Annotated in this window: 18 protein-coding genes and 3 pseudogenes; 8 read left to right on the top strand and 13 right to left on the bottom strand. The window is 56.5% G+C overall.

All coding sequences use genetic code 11. The features are described from left to right. Positions 1-386 precede the first annotated feature (386 nt). Both JN756_RS15545 and JN756_RS15540 read right to left on the bottom strand, forming a co-directional pair. Entirely contained in the window at positions 387-923 is a 537-nt protein-coding gene (locus JN756_RS15545; protein WP_236255118.1) for an AAA family ATPase, read from the bottom strand. Between the two features lie 63 nt (positions 924-986). After that, entirely contained in the window at positions 987-1391 is a 405-nt protein-coding gene (locus JN756_RS15540) for a hypothetical protein (RefSeq protein WP_057004112.1), read from the bottom strand. 185 nt (positions 1392-1576) lie between these two features. On the opposite strand from JN756_RS15540, the gene JN756_RS15535 reads away from it, so the two are divergent. Continuing rightward, complete coding sequence (locus tag JN756_RS15535) at positions 1577-2008, top strand: HIT family protein (protein ID WP_128191444.1); 432 nt, start codon at positions 1577-1579, stop codon at positions 2006-2008. 19 nt (positions 2009-2027) lie between these two features. Here JN756_RS15535 and JN756_RS15530 read toward each other — a convergent pair. Then, positions 2028-2147: pseudogene (locus JN756_RS15530) on the bottom strand (transposase domain-containing protein); the annotation flags it as partial. 228 nt (positions 2148-2375) lie between these two features. Here JN756_RS15530 and JN756_RS15525 point away from each other — a divergent pair. Both JN756_RS15525 and JN756_RS15520 read left to right on the top strand, forming a co-directional pair. After that, positions 2376-3209: an oxidoreductase gene (locus tag JN756_RS15525; protein WP_201022248.1), complete on the top strand. Its 834-nt coding sequence runs from the start codon at positions 2376-2378 to the stop codon at positions 3207-3209. A gap of 22 nt (positions 3210-3231) precedes the next feature. Further along, positions 3232-4170 carry an AraC family transcriptional regulator gene (locus JN756_RS15520; protein ID WP_046383423.1) on the top strand — a complete coding sequence of 313 codons (939 nt, stop codon included), beginning with the start codon at positions 3232-3234 and terminating at the stop codon, positions 4168-4170. A gap of 76 nt (positions 4171-4246) precedes the next feature. Here the strand turns inward: JN756_RS15520 and JN756_RS15515 are convergent. After that, positions 4247-4495 (bottom strand): annotated as a pseudogene (locus JN756_RS15515) (transposase domain-containing protein); the annotation flags it as partial. Between the two features lie 568 nt (positions 4496-5063). On the opposite strand from JN756_RS15515, the gene JN756_RS32420 reads away from it, so the two are divergent. Beyond that, positions 5064-5252 (top strand): hypothetical protein, encoded by a 189-nt coding sequence (locus JN756_RS32420; RefSeq protein WP_158244792.1) that lies wholly within the window; start codon positions 5064-5066, stop codon positions 5250-5252. On the opposite strand, the pseudogene JN756_RS15505 reads toward JN756_RS32420, so the two are convergent. The 4 genes and pseudogenes from JN756_RS15505 to JN756_RS15490 all read right to left on the bottom strand — a co-directional run. Further along, positions 5249-5467, bottom strand: a pseudogene (locus tag JN756_RS15505) (transposase domain-containing protein); the annotation flags it as partial. The gene JN756_RS32420 and the pseudogene JN756_RS15505 overlap by 4 nt on opposite strands. 572 nt (positions 5468-6039) lie before the next feature. After that, positions 6040-6492, bottom strand: a complete 453-nt coding sequence (locus JN756_RS15500; protein WP_046383422.1) for a hypothetical protein — start codon at positions 6490-6492, stop codon at positions 6040-6042. Between the two features lie 57 nt (positions 6493-6549). Continuing rightward, on the bottom strand, positions 6550-7833 hold the full coding sequence (locus JN756_RS15495) for a HAMP domain-containing sensor histidine kinase (protein ID WP_201022247.1): 1284 nt from the start codon (positions 7831-7833) through the stop codon (positions 6550-6552). Continuing rightward, a complete protein-coding gene (locus tag JN756_RS15490) occupies positions 7830-8513 on the bottom strand; it encodes a response regulator transcription factor (protein WP_046383420.1) in 684 nt (227 codons plus the stop codon). Before JN756_RS15490 ends, JN756_RS15495 begins: the two co-directional genes overlap by 4 nt. Before the next feature lie 187 nt (positions 8514-8700). Here JN756_RS15490 and bamA point away from each other — a divergent pair, with 187 nt between their 5' ends. Then, positions 8701-11067, top strand: a complete 2367-nt coding sequence (gene bamA / locus JN756_RS15485) for an outer membrane protein assembly factor BamA (RefSeq protein ID WP_079443785.1) — start codon at positions 8701-8703, stop codon at positions 11065-11067. 399 nt (positions 11068-11466) lie between these two features. On the opposite strand, the gene JN756_RS15480 is transcribed toward bamA, so the two are convergent. From JN756_RS15480 to JN756_RS15460, 5 genes are all read right to left on the bottom strand, one after another. Then, positions 11467-12357 carry a helix-turn-helix domain-containing protein gene (locus JN756_RS15480; protein ID WP_046383417.1) on the bottom strand — a complete coding sequence of 297 codons (891 nt, stop codon included), beginning with the start codon at positions 12355-12357 and terminating at the stop codon, positions 11467-11469. Positions 12358-12763: 406 nt separating this feature from the next. Then, positions 12764-13741 (bottom strand): transporter, encoded by a 978-nt coding sequence (locus tag JN756_RS15475; RefSeq protein WP_236255117.1) that lies wholly within the window; start codon positions 13739-13741, stop codon positions 12764-12766. Positions 13742-13815: 74 nt separating this feature from the next. Continuing rightward, entirely contained in the window at positions 13816-14865 is a 1050-nt protein-coding gene (locus JN756_RS15470; RefSeq protein ID WP_108524084.1) for an alpha/beta fold hydrolase, read from the bottom strand. Between the two features lie 83 nt (positions 14866-14948). Then, a complete protein-coding gene (locus JN756_RS15465) occupies positions 14949-16598 on the bottom strand; it encodes a flavin-containing monooxygenase (protein ID WP_108524083.1) in 1650 nt (549 codons plus the stop codon). Between the two features lie 231 nt (positions 16599-16829). Next, entirely contained in the window at positions 16830-18395 is a 1566-nt protein-coding gene (locus tag JN756_RS15460) for a carbohydrate porin (RefSeq protein ID WP_046383413.1), read from the bottom strand. Between the two features lie 169 nt (positions 18396-18564). On the opposite strand from JN756_RS15460, the gene JN756_RS15455 reads away from it, so the two are divergent. The 3 genes from JN756_RS15455 to JN756_RS15445 are packed head-to-tail and all read left to right on the top strand — an operon-like array spanning position 18565 to position 21662. Beyond that, positions 18565-19839 (top strand): ABC transporter substrate-binding protein, encoded by a 1275-nt coding sequence (locus JN756_RS15455; protein WP_201022246.1) that lies wholly within the window; start codon positions 18565-18567, stop codon positions 19837-19839. A 21-nt stretch (positions 19840-19860) separates the two neighbouring features. Next, a complete protein-coding gene (locus tag JN756_RS15450) occupies positions 19861-20823 on the top strand; it encodes a carbohydrate ABC transporter permease (RefSeq protein ID WP_201022245.1) in 963 nt (320 codons plus the stop codon). Beyond that, positions 20820-21662: a carbohydrate ABC transporter permease gene (locus JN756_RS15445; protein WP_046383410.1), complete on the top strand. Its 843-nt coding sequence runs from the start codon at positions 20820-20822 to the stop codon at positions 21660-21662. The genes JN756_RS15450 and JN756_RS15445 overlap by 4 nt, the downstream gene beginning before the upstream one ends. Positions 21663-21667: the final 5 nt, after the last annotated feature.

Below are 21667 nucleotides of genomic sequence, written 5' to 3'. Positions count from 1 at the left end.
TCATTGGCCACGCATGAAGGCTCAGGCGATCTAACAAAGCTGGATTCGAATTGCAACGACCAGTGTCTACTCAACCTACATCGAGTTACTCATGAGCGTCTCCCGAAAACTTGACGTCAAGATAGGTGATCTGGAAATGCTGCTCTTTGCGAAAGCAGAAGACCTTGCACAAACGTTCAACACGACCTCCCCCTCTGCTTGAACGAGAAAAAGCTCACAGAGCTTGATCTACACCCGTATGTTTTTTTGAAAGATGGCCGACGCAGAGAGCGAGTGAGATTGACCAGTTGCTTGCGCACCAGTGGGTACTCGCTTGAGTAATACACCGTGACTTTGGCGCTCAGCGCTCTTCAATCACGCAGCGGCTTTGTCGGAACCTGGACTTTTCACGACGACTGTCCGCAACGCACGTTCCGAATACTTGACAGAAACTGTCTGGTTTGACGGTTGGATCGCAGACAGACGACGCGACATGTTGAGGGCGCCGTTGCCGCAAGCTGCCTCATCTTGGCACGCGCCGATTTACGGGTAGTCCACATGAAGTTGAAAAGATCTAGAAGGTTCTTTAGCTGCTCTGGGCAATCCTCTGGAAGGTCGGGGCGAGTGCTACCACGCTGGGTCAAAGTTCTAAGAAACACACGCCAAAACCGAAGTACCGGCGACCGATCAATCCATATTAAGAGGTCGGCTCTGGCAATACGGTTATCCCAGGTGGCCGAATGGCCACCTTCAAAAATCCACTGATCGCGAGCCTCGGCCTCGTGACAAAGGCGAGTCTTCTCATCAGCGTTTCGCTCAACCCATCCCGGTTGCCAATGGATCGTGTCGATATGGATGACCGGAAGACCTGTGTGCTTGCCCATCGCCCGAGCCAACGTACTTTTTCCTGACCCCGGTTGGCCAATAATCATGACACGCTGCATAGGAGCCCCTGCGCATTGAACATCCTGATAATACTGAGCGACGCTGCTCCTCATTGGAACACTTCACAATCGAATCGTGTTGATTAGTGCTACGCGACGACGGGTGAAGTTCCAGGCAATAGGCGAAAGTAGAAGAACCGCGACAAGAAACGCCACCTGGGACAGGTAGAACGGCTCCAGCCACTGCTGGTTCAATGCAACGTAATAGGTGTTATGGGCGACGTCAGCCAGAATGATTGCTGCTGTAAGGATGATGCCCACCCTTGGTTTTATGAAAAGGAGCAGTGCCGCCAGCGGGTCAAAAAACGTAAGCGCCCCCCAGAAAATACGGCTAGCCCAATAGGCGCTGGCCCCGTATCCGTAGTCCCAGAGCAACCCATGCTGAAAATCTGCTCGAATGTGATTGGTGGTAGCGACCAAAAGGCAACAGGCGAACAAAACTCGGATGGCGAATGACGACCTTGGCATAGCTGGATCTGCTCTCGTGAAGTAATCCTATGATAACGGGATCAACCAACGTCGCAGCAATGTGAGCGTATGGCAAACCCGTCTTGACCAGACGACTTTGGGCCGTGCGACAATTGGTTGCATATCGTTGGACAAGAAATGTAGGTTGTACCGTCAACATAAATACATCGTTTAACTGGAGCTACATGGACGAGCTAAGAGTTTTCAGCAACATCCACTGGATAGTAACTCATCGGCGAGATTCACGTTACGACGGGTATTTGATAATTTCATCTGAAGAGACGGCTTCAGATCTCAGCGATTTGAGCGACGAAGCCATGTCATCTCTCGGTTTGGTGATGAAAACCTCGGAGCGTCTGCTGGCAAAGGTGTATTCCCCTTACAAAGTAATGTTCTACAAATTGGGATTTTCTCCTGACTTCAGCGCACATTTTCATGTCGTTCCAGTCTCGGAAGACTTGCTCGCAGAGATATCAAAACACCCCGGTTATTCCGACAATCCTGACGGTAATGACGCAATTGTTTTTCTAAGTCGAGAGTACTGTGAAAGACCTCTTACCGCTGGCGAAGCAGAAAAACAGCTCTCGGCGGTTCATTTGCTCAGGGCCTTTCTGTGACTAAGATACTTTCGCGTGGTTAAGCGGATACCCACTTGTGCGGTGGCAGTTCTTCAATCTCACTCGCCCGCTGCGTCGGCAGGCGCGTTAGAATATCCCTCAAATACGCGTATGGACCATGCCCATTCAACCGCGCAGTAAGCGTTTGGCCAACTCTCCTGGAGTAGTTGGGTATTGCGCAGACTCTCCCATCCAATTGCATGGAATTGACATAAGTGTCCATTCAACACACATGTTGCGTGGTTAAACGCGCGCCCACTTAACTGTTGACTCTGATAGGAATAGGCAATGCTCTAAGACAAACCGGCATAGGTGACCGAGTTTTCGATAGATATCATGGCCTCGTCCCTACTTATTGGAAGTCGCCATGAACAACAGAAAAACCATATTCATCACGGGGGTGAGCAGTGGCTTCGGCAACGCGCTGGCGCAAGAAGCTCTTGCAGCGGGCCACCGTGTCATAGGTACCGTGCGTAGTGAAGCCGCCTTGCGCGCCTTTCAGGCGCTCTCGGTGGATCATGCTCATGGGGTGATTCTGGATATCACTGACTTCGCCCGGATCGACAGCGTAGTAGCTGCTATTGAAGCAACCCACGGCCCAGTCGACGTGTTGGTCAACAACGCCGGCTACGGTCATGAGGGCATCTTTGAAGAGTCGCCGCTGGAGGAAATGCGTCGCCAATTCGACGTCAACGTGTTCGGCGCGGTAGCGGTGACCAAGGCTTTCGTGCCTTATTTTCGCAAGCGTCGCACTGGTCATATTCTTAATATCACTTCTATGGGCGGCACCATCACGATGCCGGGCATCGCGTACTACTGCGGGAGCAAGTTTGCTCTCGAAGGTATCTCCGATACGCTGAGCAAAGAACTGCTACCTTTCAACATCTTCGTGACCGCCGTGGCACCTGGCTCGTTTCGCACTGACTGGGCCGGTCGTTCGATGCAGCGCACCCCACGAAGCATTGCTGACTATGACGCCAGTTTCGACCCGGTACGTAAGGCCCGCGAAGAAAAGAGCGGCAAACAGCTTGGCGACCCGCGAAAAGCGGCGCAAGCGATGTTGCAGATTATTGCCAGCCCGACACCACCGGCACACTTATTATTGGGCAGTGACGCGTTGGGACTGGTACGTGACAAGCTGAATCGCACGGCCAGGGAGATTGATCAATGGGAAGCGCTGACTCTTACCACCGACGGTTGAGCGGCCAGCAGAGGGGACATCAATGAATCGGGCCGACTCACGCACCTCGCGCATGGTGCATTTGATGGAAACCCTCGCGCCGGTCGAGGGCTACAACCTCAGCACGCTAGAGGATATCCGCTTTTTGCGTTCGAATCGGCCACTGACTCGCACTCCGGTGCTGTATGACCCGGGTATCGTGATCCTGTGCCAAGGGCGCAAACGTGGCTATCTGGGCGATGACGTATACGTTTATGACGCCCAGCACTATCTAGTGGTGTCCGTCCCAGTTCCTTTCACCATGGAGACCGATGCCAGCGAGGCGCAGCCAATGCTGGCGGTCTACATGCGCCTCGACTTACAAATGGCCAGCGAGTTGATACTGCAAATGGATGAAGCTCTCGGGCCAAGTGATGCCCAGCCCAAGGGCATGTATGCCTCGCCAATGGACGATTTGCTGCGCGCCTCGACGCTACGCTTTCTTGAGGCGATGAGCAGTCCGGGCGAAGCGCAAATACTTGGGCCGTCGCTGGTGCGGGAGATCTACTACCGCATCCTAACCGGCGAGCAAGGTGGCTCGATGCGCGCCGCGCTCAATCGCCAGGGTCACTTTGGTAAGGTCACTCGTGCGATCCGCAAGATCCATAGTTGCTACCAGGAGCGCCTGGATGTGGTGTCCCTTGCCCAAGAAGCGAGCATGAGCGTGCCCAATTTTCATCTGCACTTTCGCAGCGTGACGGACTCGTCGCCGATGCAATACCTGAAGTCGACGCGCTTGCACCAGGCGCGATTACTGATGCTACGCAACGCTATGACCGCTTCGACGGCGGCGTTCAATGTAGGCTACGAAAGCGCCTCGCAATTCAGCCGCGAATTCAAACGTTTCTTTGGGCGCACGCCCCAGGCAGAGATCGAATGGATGAAGGCGACCTACGCACTGCCTGCGCCGTCCACGCCATCTATGTACGTCTCGTCACATTAGCGATGAGCCGACCCGCTGCTCCGGCAACCCCAGTACCAGCGCTGTCCGCACCTGCCCAACATACTTTGGGCGGTTGAACGGGCGCCCATTTATGCGGCAGCAACTCGGTAATCTCACTTGCCCGCTGCGTCGGCAGCCGCGTCAGCACATCTTTGAGATAAGCATACGGGTCATGCCCGTTGAGCCGCGCCGACTGGATCAAGCTCATGATCGCTGCCGCCCGTTTGCCACGGCGTAAAGACCCTGCGAAGAGCCAGCTCTTGCGCCCAAGAGCCCATGGCCTGATTTGGTTTTCGGCCCAATTGTTGTCTATGGGCACGGCCCCTCATCACAGGTACTGCTTTTTCTTGCCGTATTAGGCGCCGTAAATCCGTAAGCGTTTCGGAAACACATCTTGTGAACTCCAGAATTAATGGCGATGGTGTTCGCGTATTTTAAGCGGAGGTATGCACCATCTATCATAAGTCTGTGGGCGCCTTGATTCGCCTTGGCCATTTTTTGGATGTGGCCATCTCATCCCAATCAGCCAGGCGAGCGCGTTTTGTGTATGAATAGTACAAGCATAACTCCGCGCCAGATTGATCCTTCATGGATGGAGGGGGCTTAATGCCTCGCACTAATATTGCGAAAATTTCTTCCGAGTCGAGGAAATGCGCTTGAGTTCTTGAAAAGGAAGGCTTCAGCAGTTTACTTATTGCTTTGCAGGCTGTAACAGCCGCACTGGTCGATTGTCTGGTCTCATTCGGAGCAGCGTCCGCATACAAAAGTGTGCTGATCCAGGTCAATACCGCCAAAACTATCCACTTCAATATCTAGCTCCTTCAACAGGTTTTAATTGCCGGCTAACAAGTCTTGGTACGAACATGCCTTGTGTGATTAAAGAGGTCCCACTTATGTGGCGGCAATTGATTGATTTCACTCGCCGGCTGTGTAGGTGGGCGCCTGAACGTCCTTCAGGTAAACATACGATCATTACCATTCTAGGTCGCAATCTGTATAAATTAATGATCGCTGCTGCTGGTTTTCCGCTGCGCAGGGAACCTGCAAAACAAGCGCCCGCCGAACACACCTTGCTTGATTAAACGGGCGCCCATCTGCGCGGTAGCAGTTTGGTAATCTCACTCCCACGCTGCGTCGGCAGGCGTGTAAGAACATCCTTCAAGTAAGCATACGGATCATGCCCGCTGAGCCGTACCGACTGGATCAAACTCGCGATTGCAGCCGCACGTTTGCCACTGCGCAGCGAGCCTGCGAACAACCAATTCGAGCGGCCAAGAGCCCAGGGCCGAATTTGATTCGCACACACGTCGAGAGTCACACAGAAACCTTGCGCGTTTAACTGTTGAACCCGCGCCAGGGCTTCGCCTAGCGTGGCACCAGCAATGTAGCGGCGGGAGATTTTTTGGATAATTGCGCGCGGAATCAAAGGGATGGCACGAGCCATCAAAGCGTTAAAAAGGTGCATATCAATACCCGAGACGAAAAACAGCAAACTTCCGCTTCTTCGCGCCAAAGCGTCGAAAAACCACGGACGAAGCAGAGCCGCCACTCCTTTTTTGAAAGCAGCATGAAGCAGAGTCACAGTCGTATGCGTCAGCGCATAACGGCAGCGTCTACTGCGAGCTTCAGTTCATCAATGGGGGCCAGGCGGCGTGCATGTTTTCTTCTTCAGGTGCTTGTTAACGTCAATGTTGTTGAAGTCCTCTGCCCCAGTACTGCCCACGCTTTTTGTAGCGCTTGATGGGGGACCGAAAGGTGATCGATAGCGCAAAAAAAGCAAGGTGTCTTGGGCAGACGCATATGTGGCAGAGGTAACACGCGTAACTGGACGAACAGGCGCGCCTCACGCCCGCCAGGCCCGTGAGATAATCACGCGCTACGAGCGGACGACTCCGCCGAATAGATGACGGTTTGCGCGCTGTTCGCCGCAACGGTTTGCCGGGTGAAGTAGGTGTCGCCTTCGTCGGTCAGAATCTCATAATCGACTTTTTGCGTGCTGCTGGCGTGTTTGATGATTTTCAGCACGCGCTGGAATTTCACGCTTTGCGTGCCGTTCTGGTTGGGCCCGGTCAGCACATTCACGCTTTGAAACCAGCCGGCGTGTTTCTTGTTGCTCACCAGCGCGTTGGTCATCGCCTCGAACCGCTCCAGGCGGGTGAAGCCCCACAGCGTCTGCTCCTCGACGGTTGCGTCGGGGGTGGCGGCGCCGGTAAACACGAAGATATTGATCGTCGGGCTGTCTTCACAAAAGAAGTCATACGGGACCAGACCATCGACCATTTTCCTGCCGGGCACAAAGCCCTTTTTATGCACCTGAAACATCGCCACCTCCGCTCAAACAATGGCGACAAGTCTAATGAGCGGCGACGTACAGGGCGGTCAAGCCAATGTAATGTCGTGTAAAGATCGCGCGTTGTGCAGGTTGACCTCAACGGTCAGCCCACCGCCTGACTCATTGCGAGCCACGATGCTGCCGCCGTGCATCTGTACTGCCCGCGCGGCGATGGCCAAGCCCAGGCCAAAGCCGACGCTGGTATCCCCCGCGCCACGCTCGAACGGTTGGAAGATGCTGTGCAATCGATCGTTGTCGACGCCCGGCCCGTGGTCGCTGATCGCCACAGTGAGGCGGCTCGCGTCGGGATTGATGCGCGCTGAAACCAGCACCGTGGTGTCCGGCCGCGTGTAGCGCACGGCGTTGCGGATCACGTTCTCGAAGCAGCGGTACAGCAGCTCACCGCTGACACAGGCGATAAACGGCGGGCAAGCCTGTAGGTGTACGCGGCAGCCTTTGATGCCGGCTTCGAACTGCGCATCTTCGACAATCATCGCCAGCAACTCGATGATGTCCACGGGTTCGCGCTCGATGCTTTCGGGCCGGCCCTGCAGGCGAGCCAGGGTCAGCAGCGCTTCGATCAGGGTGTCCATGCGTTCGGATTCATGCTCGATGCGTTCGAGCATTTCCATGCGTGCAGGGTCTTGGCGCAACAGGCCGATGGCCGCTTGCATGCGCGTCAGCGGCGAGCGCAATTCATGGGAGATGTCGTGCAGCAGATGCTGCTGGGCTTGCACCAGCACTTTGAGCTGGTTGGCCATGCGGTCGCAGTCTTCGGCCAGGTCGACAATTTCATCGCGGCGCTTGCCCATGGCGGGTTTGACCCGGGTTTCGAAGCGTCCTTGGGCCACATCGCTCATCGCCCGACGCAGGTAGGCCAGCGGCCAGGCCAGGTAGTACGCCATGTAGCCGCTGAACAGCGCACTCATCAACGTGCCGATGAGCAACGGGATCTGGTGCCAGGGCCTGCCGGGGACGTTGCCGGGGGCGTGGGTGGACCTGATCGAAAGCGCCAGGCCTTCCTTGCTGGTGACCGCTCGTTCATAGGCCGGTTGTTCAACGGGCGACCCCACGAGCAAGTGACCGTTGCTGTCATAGACGCCGATGTTCTCATCCGGCGGACGTTCCCAGACCGTGAGGAGCTGGCCTGCCGCGTCGACACCGACGCGTTCGAGCAGCCCGGTTTCCGCTGCCAGAATGGCTTCCACATACGGGTCGCTCGGGCGAAAACGGCTCAGTTCAAGCACGCCGATCCCGACCAGAAACGTCAGGGTGGTCGCCAGCCAGAAGGCCAGGAACAGTTTCCAGAACAGCAGGCTGGGCCGGGTCATTCGGCGATCAACAGGTAGCCAAGGCCGCGCACGCTCTGGATCCAGGCCTTGGTGTCCAGGCGCGGCCCCAACTTCTGCCGGATGCTGCTGATATGTACGTCGATGCGCCGGTCGTAGCGGGTCAGCGGGCAGCCCAGGGCGTTGAGGGACAGGTCCTTTTTACTCACCACTTGGCCGGCGTTGCGGGCCAGTTCTTCGAGCAGGCTGAATTCGGTGCTGGTCAGGCCCAGCTCGACACCGCTCCATAGGGCCTGGCGCTTGCCGGGCCACAACACCAGCGCGCCGGTCTTGATCACTTCGGTGAGCGGCTGGCCCACTGGCTGCACCCTGCGCATGATCGCGCGCAACCGTGCCACCAGCTCGCCCGGGGAGCTGGGCTTGGGCACGTAATCGTCGGCGCCGAGTTCCAGGCCCGTGATGCGGTCGATGTTGTCGCCGCGGGCGGTCAGCAGCACCACGGGCACTTGGCTGACCGCGCGGATGCGCCGCAGCACCTCGATACCCGAACGCTGGGGCAGCATGACGTCCAGCACCACAATGCTGTAGCGCCCCGACAGCGCTTCGACCTCGCCCTCCTCGCCCGTATGCACGGCCGTGGCCTCAAAACCTTCGCGCGCCAAGTATTGGCTGAGCATTTCCGTCAATTCCTGGTCGTCGTCGACCAACAGTACGCAGATCATCGTGGGCTCGTCAGTGTGGGGTTGTCCATTATCAGCCTTTGCGCAGGTTATCAGGCCCACCTTTACCTAACTTGACATTCGGTTAACCGCACCAAACGCCGCGCACTCTTATGCTGGCTGTTCACCGGTCGGCGAGTGAACCCAGCACGCCGGCGCTGCTTGTCGATGTGTTCTGGAAAAGATCTTGATGAATTTTTCGCGCCTGCTCTGCTCGGTTGCGCTGCTGCTCAATACCTCACTGGCACTCGCCCAAGGCTTCAAAATCTCGGATATTCGAATCAATGGCCTGCAACGCGTCTCGGCGGGCAGCGTATTCGGCGCATTGCCGCTGAACGTCGGCGACGAAGCGGATGACCGGCGCCTGGTGGATTCCACTCGCGCGTTGTTCAAGACCGGGTTCTTCCAGGATATCCAGCTGAGTCGCGAAGGTGATGTGCTGATTATCAATGTCGTCGAGCGTCCTTCGGTTGCCAGCATCGAGTTCGAGGGCAACAAGGCGATCTCCACCGAAGATTTGATGAAAGGCATGAAGCAATCGGGCCTTGCCGAAGGCGAGATATTCCAGCGCGCCACCCTTGAGGGCGTGCGCAACGAGTTGCAGCGTCAATACGTTGCCCAGGGCCGTTACTCGGCCTCGGTCGACACCGAGGTCGTGGCCCAGCCGCGCAATCGGGTCGGCCTGAAGATCAAGATCGATGAAGGCGAAGTGGCGTCGATCCAGCACATCAACGTGGTGGGCAATACCGTGTTCCCCGACGACGCGTTGATCGACCAATTCACGCTCAAGACCAGCAACTGGCTGTCATTTTTCAAGAACGACGATAAATACGCACGGGAGAAACTCTCCGGCGACCTCGAACGGCTGCGCTCCTATTACCTGGACCGTGGCTATATCAACATGGATATCACCTCGACCCAGGTCTCCATGACCCCGGATAAAAAGCACGTCTATATCACCGTGAACATCCAGGAAGGCCAGAAATACACGGTGCGTGAAGTCAAGCTGAGCGGCGAGCTGAAAGTCCCGCAAGAGCAGGTCCAGTCATTATTGCTGGTGCAAAAGGGCCAGGTGTTTTCGCGCAAGTTGATGACCACCACCTCGGAACTGATCACCCGCCGCCTGGGCAACGAAGGCTATACGTTCGCCAACGTCAACGGTACGCCTCAGGTGCATGAAGAAGACCACACGGTAGACATCACTTTCAGCATCGACCCCGGCAAGCGGGCTTACGTCAATCGCATCAACTTCCGAGGCAATACCAAGACCGACGACAAAGTGTTGCGTCGCGAAATGCGGCAGATGGAAGGCGGCTGGGCGTCGACCTACCTGATCGACCAATCCAAGGTGCGCCTGGAACGCCTGGGGTTCTTCAAGGAAGTGAACGTCGAGACGCCGGCCGTGGCCGGGCTGGATGACCAGCTGGATGTGAACTACGCCGTGGAAGAACAAGCCTCCGGCTCGATCACGGCCAGCGTCGGCTTCGCCCAGAGTTCGGGCCTGATCCTTGGCGGGTCGATTACCCAGAACAACTTTCTTGGCACGGGCAATTACGCCAGCCTGGGGCTGACCCGTTCGTCCTACCAGAGCAAGTACAACATCGGTTTCACCGACCCCTACTTCACCACCGATGGGGTTAGCTTGGGCTACAACGCGTTCTACAGCAAAACCGACTACAACAAATACTACGATGACGGGGTGTCCTATTACGCCATCAATAGTTTTGGCCTGGGTGCCAGCCTCGGTTACCCGATCAACGAGACTTCACGCCTGACGTTCGGCCTGACCGCACAACACGACAGCATCGAGCCGGGCACCTACAGCGCCGACGAGATCTACGATTTCATCGAGCGCGAAGGCAAGGAATTCACCAACTTCAAGGCCAGCGCAGGCTGGTCGGAGTCGACCTTGAACAAAGGCGTACTGGCCACGCGCGGGCACGCGCAGAACCTCAACCTGACGGTGACGGTGCCCGGCAGTGACCTGAGTTTCTACAAAATCGACTATACGGGGCAAACCTTCCTGCCGGTCAGCAATACCACCGCCCTGCGCTTCCATACCAAGCTCGGTTACGGCAACGGTTATGGCTCCACGGACGGGTTGCCGTTCTATGAGAGCTATACGGCCGGCGGCGAAGGCACGGTGCGTGGTTTTGAAAGCGGCACGCTCGGCCCGCGCAATACCCCGGCGACCGGGACCTATGCCAGCGCAGGTCAAGCGTACTACTCGGACCGGACTACGGAGGCGCTGGGCGGTAATATTCTGATTACCGGGGGCACGGAGTACTTGTTCCCTGTGCCGTTCATCAAAGACAACAAATCCGTGCGGACCTCCTTGTTCTGGGATGTGGGCACGGTGTATTCGGACAAGTGTTACCTCAGCACCACCCAAGGCTGCGGTGGTGTGGACCTGAGCCAGATGGCCAGTTCGGTGGGGGTTGGCGTGACCTGGTACAGCCCGCTGGGGCCGTTGAGTGTCAACCTGGCTTATCCGATTCGCACGCCGGAGAACGCGGATAAACAGGTGTTCCAGTTTTCCATGGGCCAGACGTTCTGACCATTTCAGCGGGTTAACGCGCTGCTCGCCGTCGCAGGATACCGGCGTTATGTTTTATCGCCTGGCTCCGATAGGGCCTCGGCGACGGCTGCAGATTCGCGAGGCACATACGGTTCTGGAATAGAGGGTGCGATTGGGCGCCGTGTGAGGGCTGACCGGGACTTACCGCGAACCTTCTCTTCCCACTTGGCACGCTCCTGAGGGATGTCTTCGATCGGGATTTTCCTGTCCGTGCGTCTAAGTGCGATCAGTACCACCACCAATACGGTTACGACGGCCGAGGATAGAATATCTAAAAGGTCCATGTTTCTTTCCGGTAGCCGTTGGCCGGCAATGGCTTGACTTCGCCGATGGTTGTTCGGCGAAGCAGAAAATTACTTTCCGATCGTTGTAAGAACACTATTCCAGGTTGTTTGTTTTCCTTAGTTGTGTAGGCGTTACGCCAAGTTTGCTGCGCAGGACGCGGGTCAAATGCGCCTGATCTGAAAACCCACAATGATAGGCAATTTCCTTAATCGACAGTGTGCCGCTGTACAGCATTCGCTTGGCCCGCTCGATGCGCTGCTCGGTAACAAAGGTGTGTGGCGAACAGTCAAACGATTCACTGAATTTCCTGGAAAACGTCCAGACGCCCAACCCTACGGCATCGGCCATTTCGTCCAGGCGTATGGACTCTTCCAGATGAGCATCGATGAACTCGAGCAAGTATTTTTTTTGCTGTTGCGACAGCCGACCAGGCGCACTGGACTCTTTAAAGGTGACACTCGCGTAATGCCGTAGAAGGTGAATGGCCAACTGCATGCTCAAGGCTTCCACATACAATGCGCCACCAATCCCACGACTTCTTACTTCATTGGTAATTGCGCCGACAATAGCCGTGAGGATCGTGTCTTGGGTACGGAGCAGATCATGCAGGCGCACCTCTTCAATCGGACGCTCCATAACATCCATGGCCACACGAGACATCAGCGCATTGGAAAGATAGAGATGAGAAACATCAATGTCTTGCGTCCAGTTCCAATGGGAGTCCTGTGACATCGTAAGCAGCGAAATATCGCCCGGCGCGCAAGCGGTACGTGTCCAGCCCTCATCCACACAGCGATCCATCGGTGTACGGCCGCCAAAGTAATAAACGATCATGAAATGATCAAGGGGTGGAATGAGGACGTCCTGACCTTTATATCGATATGAGCGTTGCTGCATATCTTTCCATCCGAGTTCTTCGCTTGAGCTGAGAACTACGCCTGGCACCCACTTGAGAAGTTCCTTTGGAGTAATGACGGTCGGCATACTTGAAGTCTCACTTGAGGGCCGTCACCCTGGCTCTTATTGCGCTCCTACGCAAAGTTGAAAGCACTCGAGAGATGGCCGTGGAGTATTGTTTTTATTAGTATTTACAGCTCACCAGAATACTAGCACGGGATGAGCAGTGTCGAAAAAAATATCCAACGTTATGCGACTTAAGTGATTATAAAAAACCGAACACAGGGATTAAATGGGTATAAAGCGTGACCGAGATGATTTGCATGGGTTGAGGGTTGCGAACGTTTCCCGCCCCGCAAAAAAAACGGCCACCGCCGGGCGGCCGTAAAGGGGCTGCGAGAAGTGATTCTCGCAACGGAGCGACGCCTGCCAGGCCACTGCCCTGGTGATGTCTTCACTGATTTTCCTGGCGTAGCCGGCGTTGCTCAGTGACTTAGAATACGTAAAGTAATCGAAGATTGACGCGAGACTCTTCCTTGAAGCCATTTTCAACTGAAAGGTCTCGCCCCAATGTCGCAAGCAACTGAGTTTTCGGCGTCACAAAATAAGACCCGCCCAGCATTATTTTTGCTTGACGGCTTTCATCTTCCAGTTCAGTTCCGTCAACTTTCCTCTGCCCGCCCCATAGCCGGGAATAACCGACATGCATAGCCGCGCGCTCACTGAACATGTACCTGATGAATCCTTGCATCTGATACTGCGGGTCCTGCTTCAGCGTCAGGTCGCGGGAGGAATAACGATCGTTGTCGCCGAAAAAAGTCACGTCAGCGACGAAATCCAGAATGACGCGGCTACCGATGCCGTGCATGTATCCGCCCTGCAAGACATACTTCCATCGGTTTTCCCCAATATTCAACTCTTTATTCTTGTTGTAGTCGCCTACTGGCAAAAAAAGATATTGAGTGAAGGCCAATGCGCGGTTTGTTGAAGGGTCCTGATGGATCCAGACCGCATTGGCCAGAATCGGATCGCCCATTCCGCTTTCGCTGCCCATGCCTTTAATATCACCACCGGCCGACAGGTGGCCAAAAGGCAATAGCAGTTGGATATTCGTCAGGACGCCTGCAAACGCTTGATAGCTGACCCCCCTCAGAATACTGACATCCGAGTACAGGTTATATTTGTCGCTTAACTGATTGCCGCGCACGTAATAATCATGGCGTTCTGCGTGCTGTAAATACAGCAGCCCGAGCTGTGTGCCGTCTGGCATTGGCGTATAGTCGCCAGGATCGACATCCAGTGCGTGGCACACAATCGAAAGTTGTAGGCCAAGCATTAAAGTCGCCAACTGAAACGCATGCATAATTCGGCAGTGGGTATTGTTTTTCCTCAGGCAGCCGACGCTAGCAGCAGAACTCGACTTGAGCGTATTGGCCGCGCGCAAAGCATGTGCTGTTGTTATTATGTTCATCTTCAACCCTGTTTTTTTTAAAATTGTTCTGGGTCTAGCACAGGTGCCCTGTGCTATTTTTTTTGAAGCTTTTTTCAATGTGTCGGGGACGAAAGCAGCTCTGCCAGATGGGCGTCCAGTTGATTGAGCATTTGCGTGTCGGTGCCAAAAAGTCCGAGGTGACCGTCGATTGATTGCAATGGCCTGAACTCGCTGTTCGGGATCATTTTCTGCTCCGACAGACAATCGTCCACGGTAAAGAACTGGTCATGTGAGATGGGCATGACATAGGTTTTCGCGCGGATTCGCCCCAGGGCCGTCGCAAGATCACCGCCCGTGTTTCGACTGACATCGCCCCGCTGCCATTTCCAGGCCATGGTCAGGAGGTTGTTAGGGTCCATTGCCGCAAAGTAGTTCGTCATAAAGCTGTCGACGAATACCTGCATCGACTCGAAACCCAGCGCCTTATGCCGCTCGGCGCGGAAGAACGCGGTACTCCAGCCCATCAATGTCCAAACTTTCGCGTGGCGCTTGAGCCCAGCCGCCACTGCCGCCGATGAGCCGTATAAGCCGGCCCGGAAGGCCGGATCGGTGGTTATCGCATCAATCAGTATTTCGCTGAACAGGAAGTCATGTTCGCTATTGCGCGCGGTGCCCGCTATGGCTGCGGCGCGTTTGACAAAGTCTGGATAGCGCACGGCCCACTCGTAGGTTTGCTGCGCGCCCATCGATCCCCCGACCACTAACGCCAGGCTCTCGATGCCAAAGTATTCGGTGAGCAATGTGTGCTGGGCACTGACGTCATCGCCAATTCTGACATTCGGGAACCCAGGGCCAGCCAATGAACCGCCGGTGTTACTCGCAGAGCTGGAAAGACCGTTACCGATCTGGTTGACGACGATGATGCAGTATTTCGCAGGGTCCAGCGCCCGCCCTTCGCCGATGTAGATCTGCTCCATCGCCTTGCTTGTGCCGGAATACCAAGTGGGAACCAGTATGGCGTTAGTCTTGTCGGCGTTCAGGGTGCCATGTACGGCTACGGCCAGCTGACATTCAGGAATGCACGAGCCTTCTTCAAGCTGAAGCGCTCCGATGTTGATCAGTTCAAAAGGACCGTGATGTTCCTGGGAGTAATAGTTGTTCATTTCAGGTTACCTCGAATATCGAGCTGTCACGGCGCAATAGAGAGTCGGAGTGACAGCTGCAATCAATGAGCAGTCGTTCGACCTCAAGCCATTTCAAAGCCTGGGTAACCCTGTGCGGCTATTTCGTCGCAGCGGCGATGATAGTTACCGACGCCGCCGATATACGATACAAGTCGGCGCGGTTTTCCATCGACGTTGGAGCCCATGTACCAAGAGTCGGTTTTGACGACCAGGGTCTTCGCCGCCGTCTCGTCGTGATGCTGTACCCAGTCGTCCTCGAACTCTTTGGAAGCTTCCACGACGTGTTTGCCGTGCTGGATGGCAAACTCAATGCATCCGGTGATCCAGTCCACCTGCTGCTGCAGGCAAGTGGTCATGTTGCAAAGTGCAGCCGACGGTGCCAACGGCGCACCGGTGGTGAACAGGTTGGGGTAGCCATGGATCTGCAGCCCCATCGATGTACGGATTTCTTGTTTCCACTGCTCCCTCAACGACCGGTTATCGCGCCCTCGAATGTCGATCCGGCTGAGTGCGCCGGAACCTGCATCGAAACCCACGGCCAGCACGATGATGTCTACCTCGTGAATCTTTCCATCCGCGGTCTGGATCCCCTCAGGCACAATGCGCTCGATCGGCGACTGCTTGCAGTCGACCGCCTCGACGTTGGGTTGCAGATAGACTTCAAGGTACTTGCTTTCCAACGGTACGCGATGGGTGCCGAAGCCATAGTCGGTCGGGATCAGCAGGTTGCAGAGATCAGGCCTCGACTGCAGGCGCTCACGCATCTTGATACGCACGAACTCCGACACGACTTCATTGACCTGTTCGTCAAAGAACATCTCGGGAAACGACGCCAGCCACATGGCCAAAGAGCCATCCTCCCAGAGTTGTTCAAGCACGGCTTGTCGCTCGTCGGGGGTTTTCTCGGCCCAGGGGCCGGCGTCGAAGTCATAGTCGAAACCGGCAAAGGTCTCTCGCACGCGCTTCTTGAGCTGGTGGAATTGGGTGCCCCACTTTTCCCAGTCTTCTTTGCTGTACTTAGGGTTCCTCATCGGAATCACATACTGCGGGGTACGCACGAAGACCTTCATCGATCCCACCGCCGGAGCGATGGTCTGGATCACCTGAATACCGGTGGCGCCAGTGCCTACCACGGCCACGCGCTTGCCGTTGAAGTCCACGGGGTCTTTTGGCCACAGGCCGGTGTGATAGATCTGACCGTTGAAGTCGGTTTGGCCGGGGAACCGATCGGACAGCGGAGCGGACAGCATCCCGCAGCAAGAGATCAGATATTGCGTATTGATCGTTTCGCCGGCCTCGGTTGTCACCCTCCAGTGCCCGCTCTCTTCGCAGAAGTGCGCGGCAGCGATGCGGGTGTTGAACTGGATATCTTTCTTGAGGTCGAGCCGATTGGCGACGAAGTTCAGCCACTGCTCTGTTTCGGGCTGAGCCGGGAAACGCTCGGTGGGTTGCCAGGACTTATAGAGTTCTTCAGAGAACCAGTACTGATAAATTTCTGCCTGAGAGTCAAACCGCGCACCAGGGTAACGATTCCAATACCATGTGCCGCCCACTCCGGAAGCCGTATCGTAGGCACGGACCGTCAGGCCCATCTCACGAAGTCGATACAACTGGTAGAGGCCAGCTACCCCCGCACCAATCACCATTGCGTCCAAGTACGTGACTTTGCCGTTTTCGGCAGACACAGCGGCGAGTTTAGATTGAGCACTCATTTTGAAGCCTCATATTGTTATGTTTATATTTGCCTTTACTTACTTGCTGCCAGGCAATGCTTAAGGCACGGATAAACGATAACAACCGAGGCGCGTTCTACTCTTGAAGGAAATGGTGAATAGCTTGAACAATCCGGTGCGATGAACCGGGCTTCGCCGAGGCCGACGACAGAGGGGCGCGACGCAACCCGACCGACGCGCTGAAGACGCGTAGGCCGGCGCGTCCAGGCATTAAAACCAGGTTTCCATCTGTATCCCGTATTGCCATACACCGCCGGCCTTGAAGTCGGTCTTGCCGAAGGCGTCAGAGGTCGCATAGTTGTCCAGATCGGAAGACCAGTTCATCACGCTTGCGAACACTCGCAACTCGGGCCGCGTGAGAAGGTCGCCAACGTCAAGCTTGAATGTTGGCGCGACAGTGAACTTCCAGAAGTTACCGTCGACTGCATTACGTTGTAGATAGCCCTTCGGGTCGAGGTTCATGGTTTGCCAGCTCAATTCGTAGGCCATCTCAAAATTGCTGTTGATTTCATTGGCCAAACGCATGTTGAGGGTCATCCAGCGGTAGTCGTCACCCTTGACGTATCTATCCTTGCTCTGCTCGGCCAACAAGCTCGGGCCGATGCGCCAACCAGGCGCGATGGGCGTCTCGCCATACAGTGCCAGACGCAGAGCGCGGGCGTCGTCAATCAACTCACCGTCCGAGCCGACGTTCTTGACCTCCGCGCCCAGGCCTTGCCCATAGAGCAGCGCGGTTTTGAAGAAGCCTTCCCTGCCGAAAAAGTTTTTCTGGTGGTTGGCCAGCATGGTGTGTACACCGGAATTCGCAGGCCTGAACCCCGCTTCGTTGGTGCGGGTGGCGAAATCGTTTTTCTTGGCGCCAATGCCATTGAACATCCACTGCCACTGACCATTATCGAAGAACTGGTTGGAGGTCAGGATGTAGCTTTCCACATCGGCATTAACCCCGTCTCGACTGAAATCGCCGTAGGTACGCCCGATCAACGAGTAATTCGAGCGCCAATTCTTGTTCATCTGCACATCGTAAATGCCACCCCCGGTGCCGGCCAGATAGACAACGTCCGAATCCATCCAGTGGATATCGAAGTTATCGCGATCAAATCGCTTACCGGCCCACAAGGTCGCGTTCTCGAACACTGAGTTGCCCTTGAACGCGGCGAGATGGTCGAGTTCCGTGAAGACCTGGCGCACGTTCAACTTGCTTTCTTCGGCGGTCCAGTCATTGGAACTTTCCACGCCGTCGGCGATGGAGACCGTGAATTTCGCGCGGGTACCGTTCTGCGCATAGATCTCTTTCGACAGGTCTATACGCATGTAGGTGTCGTCTTCGTTACCGAGGCGCCCAACCGCGCCACCGACCGAGCCGGCCGGTGTCGTATACGGCCCGCCGCGGCCACCGCCGAGTCCCTGGTCAATCAGCAATCCCGAGCGGGCATAGCCTTTGAAGCTGAAGCCGTCTGTGAGGTGTCCGGTACCGCCCGGTTTTTCCAGGCTTTCTTGGCGGGCTTCGAGCTTTGCCAGCCGGGTATCCAGCGTCGGTGCCGCCGTTGCTTGCGCAGTGGCGGCAGCGGGCTGCAAGGGCGGCGTGGCGAGTTTGATCTGTTGCAATTCTCTGGCGAGTGCCTGGGTTTGCTGCTCGGCTGCGGCGGCACGTTTCTCGGCGGCGCTGGCACGGGCTTCGAACGCGGCCATGCGTTCTTCCAGAGTCGCGGCCTGGGACGTCGCCGCCGAGGTGCTGAGCACGCCTGCGAGCAGCCATTGTGATGCTTTCTGCATGTGGATTTCCCTGTTTTGTTTTTATTGTTTTGTCCCAGCGACAGACGTGTTTTTCCGTGAGGTGTGAATTGCCAGAGTCGGCAAAAAAAAGGATGCCTCATCGAAAATACGCTGATACATTGAGCGTGTTAACGTTAACTTCTCTAAAAACAAAAATAAAGAGGGCTTTATGAAACAACTGAAATCGCTCCTTCCCGCAGCGCTGCTTACCCTCTGTGCCGGGCTTCCTGGCGTCTCGAACGCAGCCGATCTGACGATCTCGTGCGGTGCAGTGGGTGCCGAGTTACAACTGTGCAAGGAGGCTGTCGAGGCATGGTCGAAACAGACCGGCAACAACGTCGAGGTGGTTTCCACGCCTAACTCGGCAACCGAGAGGCTGTCGTTCTACCAACAGATCCTCAGTGCGCAGTCCAGCGACATCGACATCATTCAAATCGACATGGTGTGGCCGGGAATGCTGGCCAAACACCTGATGGATCTGCGCGAGGTGCTTGCGGCGGACGCGACCCAAGGCTACTTCCAGGCCCAGATCGATAACGCCACGGTGAACGGACGGCTGGTGACGATGCCGTGGTTCACCGATTCGGGCCTGCTGTATTACCGCAAGGACTGGCTCGAGAAGTACAACAAGCCGGTGCCCCAGACGTGGGAGGAAATGACCGCTACCGCCAAGGAAGTTCAACAGGCCGAACGCAACGCCGGTAACCCCAATGTGTGGGGCTACATATTTCAGGGGCGCGCCTACGAAGGTCTGACGTGCAATGCACTGGAGTGGATCAGCAGCCAACCGGAAGGCGGACTGGTCACCCCGCAAGGCGACATCGTGGTCAACAGCCCGGCTTCGAGAGCGGCTTTGACCCTGGCGAAAAGCTGGGTCGGCGACATCTCCCCGCGTGGCGTACTCAATTACACCGAGGAAGAAGGACGTGGTGTCTTCCAGTCGGGCAATGCGCTGTTCATGCGTAACTGGCCTTATGTCTGGGCCCTGGTGCAAAGCCCGGACAGTGCCGTCAAAGACAAGGTGGGCGTCGCTCCCCTGCCCCGCGGCGGCAACGCCGGCAGCCACGCGTCCACCCTTGGTGGGTGGGGTCTGGCGGTTTCGCGTTACAGCGCCCATCCGAAGCTTGCCGCAGAGCTGGTGAGTTATCTGACCAGCGCTCAAGAGCAAAAACGGCGTGCGCTGATAGGCGCCTATAACCCGGTGATCGAGGCGCTGTATCAAGACCCCGAACTGCTCGCAGCAATGCCTTACTACCGTCAGCTCCACAGCATCCTCAACGACGGGGTCATGCGCCCCGCCTCAGTCACTGCCGAGCGCTATCCACGGGTTTCCAATGCGTTCTTCGATCGGGTGCATGGCGTGTTGGCGGGTGAGTTGCCCGTCGATCAGGCGCTTGCCGAGCTGGAAAGCGAACTCACGCGCATCAAACGCCGGAACTGGTAAGCCACAAGGAAGGAAATCACCATGTCTGTCTCTACTCCCCACGCCTGCTGTGACGAGCCCCTGCTCGCCAGGGAGACGCCCATACAGCGCCGCCGCCTGCGCGCCGCCTGGCTGTTTCTGACACCGATGTTGCTGTGCCTGGCCCTGGTAGCGGCCTGGCCGCTATTGCGCACATTCTGGTTCAGCCTGACCGACGCCAACCTGGCGGACACGCGTGGCGCAACCTTCGTCGGCTTTAGCAATTACCTGTTCTACAACGGCTCCGGCTGGTCGGGCATCCTGGTCGATCCACAATGGTGGAACGCGGTGCGCAACACGCTGCATTTCACCGTGGTGTCGGTGGGCCTGGAGATCGTCCTCGGGCTGCTGGTGGCATTGCTGCTGAACATCAAGTTCACCGGCCGGTCCCTGGTGCGTGCGTTGATACTGATTCCCTGGGCGATTCCTACGATTGTCTCGGCGAAAATCTGGTCGTGGATGCTCAACGACCAGTTCGGCATCATCAATCACCTGATGCTGAGCCTCGGCCTGATTGACATGCCGTTGGCCTGGACGGCTGATGCAAGTCTGTCGATGTGGGCCGTCATCATCGTCGACGTCTGGAAGACCGTGCCCTTTGTCACACTGCTGATGCTGGCGGCCTTGCAGATGTTGCCAAGCGATTGCTACGAAGCCGCCAGGGTCGATGGCATTCATCCGCTGCACGTGTTCTGGCGTGTCACGCTTCCACTGTTGATGCCTGCATTGCTGGTGGCGGCGATCTTTCGCATCCTCGATTCGCTGCGGGTATTCGACGTTATCTATGTGCTGACCTCGAACTCGTCGAGCACCATGAGCATGTCGGTCTATGCGCGCCAGCACCTGGTGGAGTTCCAGGACGTGGGCTATGGCAGCGCGGCGTCGACGTTGCTGTTCCTGGTCGTCGCGGTGATTGCGTTGCTGTATCTCTACCTCGGACGCCGTCAACTGGAGGTGCGCTCATGAGCCCGCGTCTACTCAAAAAAGCGCTGTTGCGCCTCGGGTTCTGGTGCCTGATCGGAATTTTGCTGCTGTATGCGGTCTTCCCTTTCTACTACGCCATCGTGACGTCGCTGAAGCCATCCAGCACCTTGTTCGAGGTGAGCTACTGGATCGACCGTCCCGACTTCTCCAATTATGCGGCGGTACTCCATCAACCCTCGTTCCTGAAAGCTATCGGCAACTCGCTGGTGGTTGCGCTGTGCGTCGTGACGCTGGCGTTGTTCCTCAGCCTGACCGCCGCCTATGCCTTGGGCAGGGTGAAGTTCCGGGGGCGCGGCACAGTATTGATGATGGTGCTTGGCGTCTCGATGTTTCCCCAGGTCGCGGTACTGTCGGGGCTGTTCGAAGTGATCCGCGCCCTGGGCCTGTACAACACGTCCTGGGCGTTGATCCTGAGCTACACGATTTTCACCCTGCCCTTCACCGTCTGGGTGCTGACCACATTCATGGGCCAACTGCCCCATGAGCTGGAAGAGGCGGCAATCATGGATGGCGCTTCGCCGTGGGTCACGCTGACGCGGGTGTTGTTGCCGCTGCTCTGGCCCGCCCTGGTCACCACTGGCTTATTGGCCTTTATCGCAGCGTGGAACGAGTTCCTGTTCGCCCTGACCTTCACCCTCACCGACACGCAACGCACGGTACCGGTCGCCATTGCCTTGATTTCCGGCGGGAGCCCCCATGAGCTGCCGTGGGGACTGTTGATGGCCGCTTCGGTGCTGGTCACGGTCCCATTGGTGATTCTGGTGCTGATCTTCCAGCGCCGAATCGTATCCGGCCTCACTGCCGGCGCGTTAAAGGGTTGATGCCC

This window comes from Pseudomonas sp. Y39-6 (genome assembly GCF_023651955.1).
GTDB classification, from domain to species: Bacteria; Pseudomonadota; Gammaproteobacteria; order Pseudomonadales; family Pseudomonadaceae; genus Aquipseudomonas; species Aquipseudomonas veronii.
The sequence above is the reverse complement of the archived record's forward strand: the minus strand, read 5'-3'. Positions and strand labels throughout refer to the sequence as shown.

Bases quoted from the DNA above. Each gene is read 5' to 3' on its own strand.
- JN756_RS15545 (WP_236255118.1), bottom strand. From the start codon at position 923: ATGCAGCGTGTCATGATTATTGGCCAACCGGGGTCAGGAAAAAGTACG.
- JN756_RS15540 (WP_057004112.1), bottom strand. From the start codon at position 1,391: ATGCCAAGGTCGTCATTCGCCATCCGAGTTTTGTTCGCCTGTTGCCTT.
- JN756_RS15535 (WP_128191444.1), top strand. From the start codon at position 1,577: ATGGACGAGCTAAGAGTTTTCAGCAACATCCACTGGATAGTAACTCAT.
- JN756_RS15525 (WP_201022248.1), top strand. From the start codon at position 2,376: ATGAACAACAGAAAAACCATATTCATCACGGGGGTGAGCAGTGGCTTC.
- JN756_RS15520 (WP_046383423.1), top strand. From the start codon at position 3,232: ATGAATCGGGCCGACTCACGCACCTCGCGCATGGTGCATTTGATGGAA.
- JN756_RS32420 (WP_158244792.1), top strand. From the start codon at position 5,064: ATGTGGCGGCAATTGATTGATTTCACTCGCCGGCTGTGTAGGTGGGCG.
- JN756_RS15500 (WP_046383422.1), bottom strand. From the start codon at position 6,492: ATGTTTCAGGTGCATAAAAAGGGCTTTGTGCCCGGCAGGAAAATGGTC.
- JN756_RS15495 (WP_201022247.1), bottom strand. From the start codon at position 7,833: ATGACCCGGCCCAGCCTGCTGTTCTGGAAACTGTTCCTGGCCTTCTGG.
- JN756_RS15490 (WP_046383420.1), bottom strand. From the start codon at position 8,513: ATGATCTGCGTACTGTTGGTCGACGACGACCAGGAATTGACGGAAATG.
- bamA (WP_079443785.1), top strand. From the start codon at position 8,701: ATGAATTTTTCGCGCCTGCTCTGCTCGGTTGCGCTGCTGCTCAATACC.
- JN756_RS15480 (WP_046383417.1), bottom strand. From the start codon at position 12,357: ATGCCGACCGTCATTACTCCAAAGGAACTTCTCAAGTGGGTGCCAGGC.
- JN756_RS15475 (WP_236255117.1), bottom strand. From the start codon at position 13,741: ATGAACATAATAACAACAGCACATGCTTTGCGCGCGGCCAATACGCTC.
- JN756_RS15470 (WP_108524084.1), bottom strand. From the start codon at position 14,865: ATGAACAACTATTACTCCCAGGAACATCACGGTCCTTTTGAACTGATC.
- JN756_RS15465 (WP_108524083.1), bottom strand. From the start codon at position 16,598: ATGAGTGCTCAATCTAAACTCGCCGCTGTGTCTGCCGAAAACGGCAAA.
- JN756_RS15460 (WP_046383413.1), bottom strand. From the start codon at position 18,395: ATGCAGAAAGCATCACAATGGCTGCTCGCAGGCGTGCTCAGCACCTCG.
- JN756_RS15455 (WP_201022246.1), top strand. From the start codon at position 18,565: ATGAAACAACTGAAATCGCTCCTTCCCGCAGCGCTGCTTACCCTCTGT.
- JN756_RS15450 (WP_201022245.1), top strand. From the start codon at position 19,861: ATGTCTGTCTCTACTCCCCACGCCTGCTGTGACGAGCCCCTGCTCGCC.
- JN756_RS15445 (WP_046383410.1), top strand. From the start codon at position 20,820: ATGAGCCCGCGTCTACTCAAAAAAGCGCTGTTGCGCCTCGGGTTCTGG.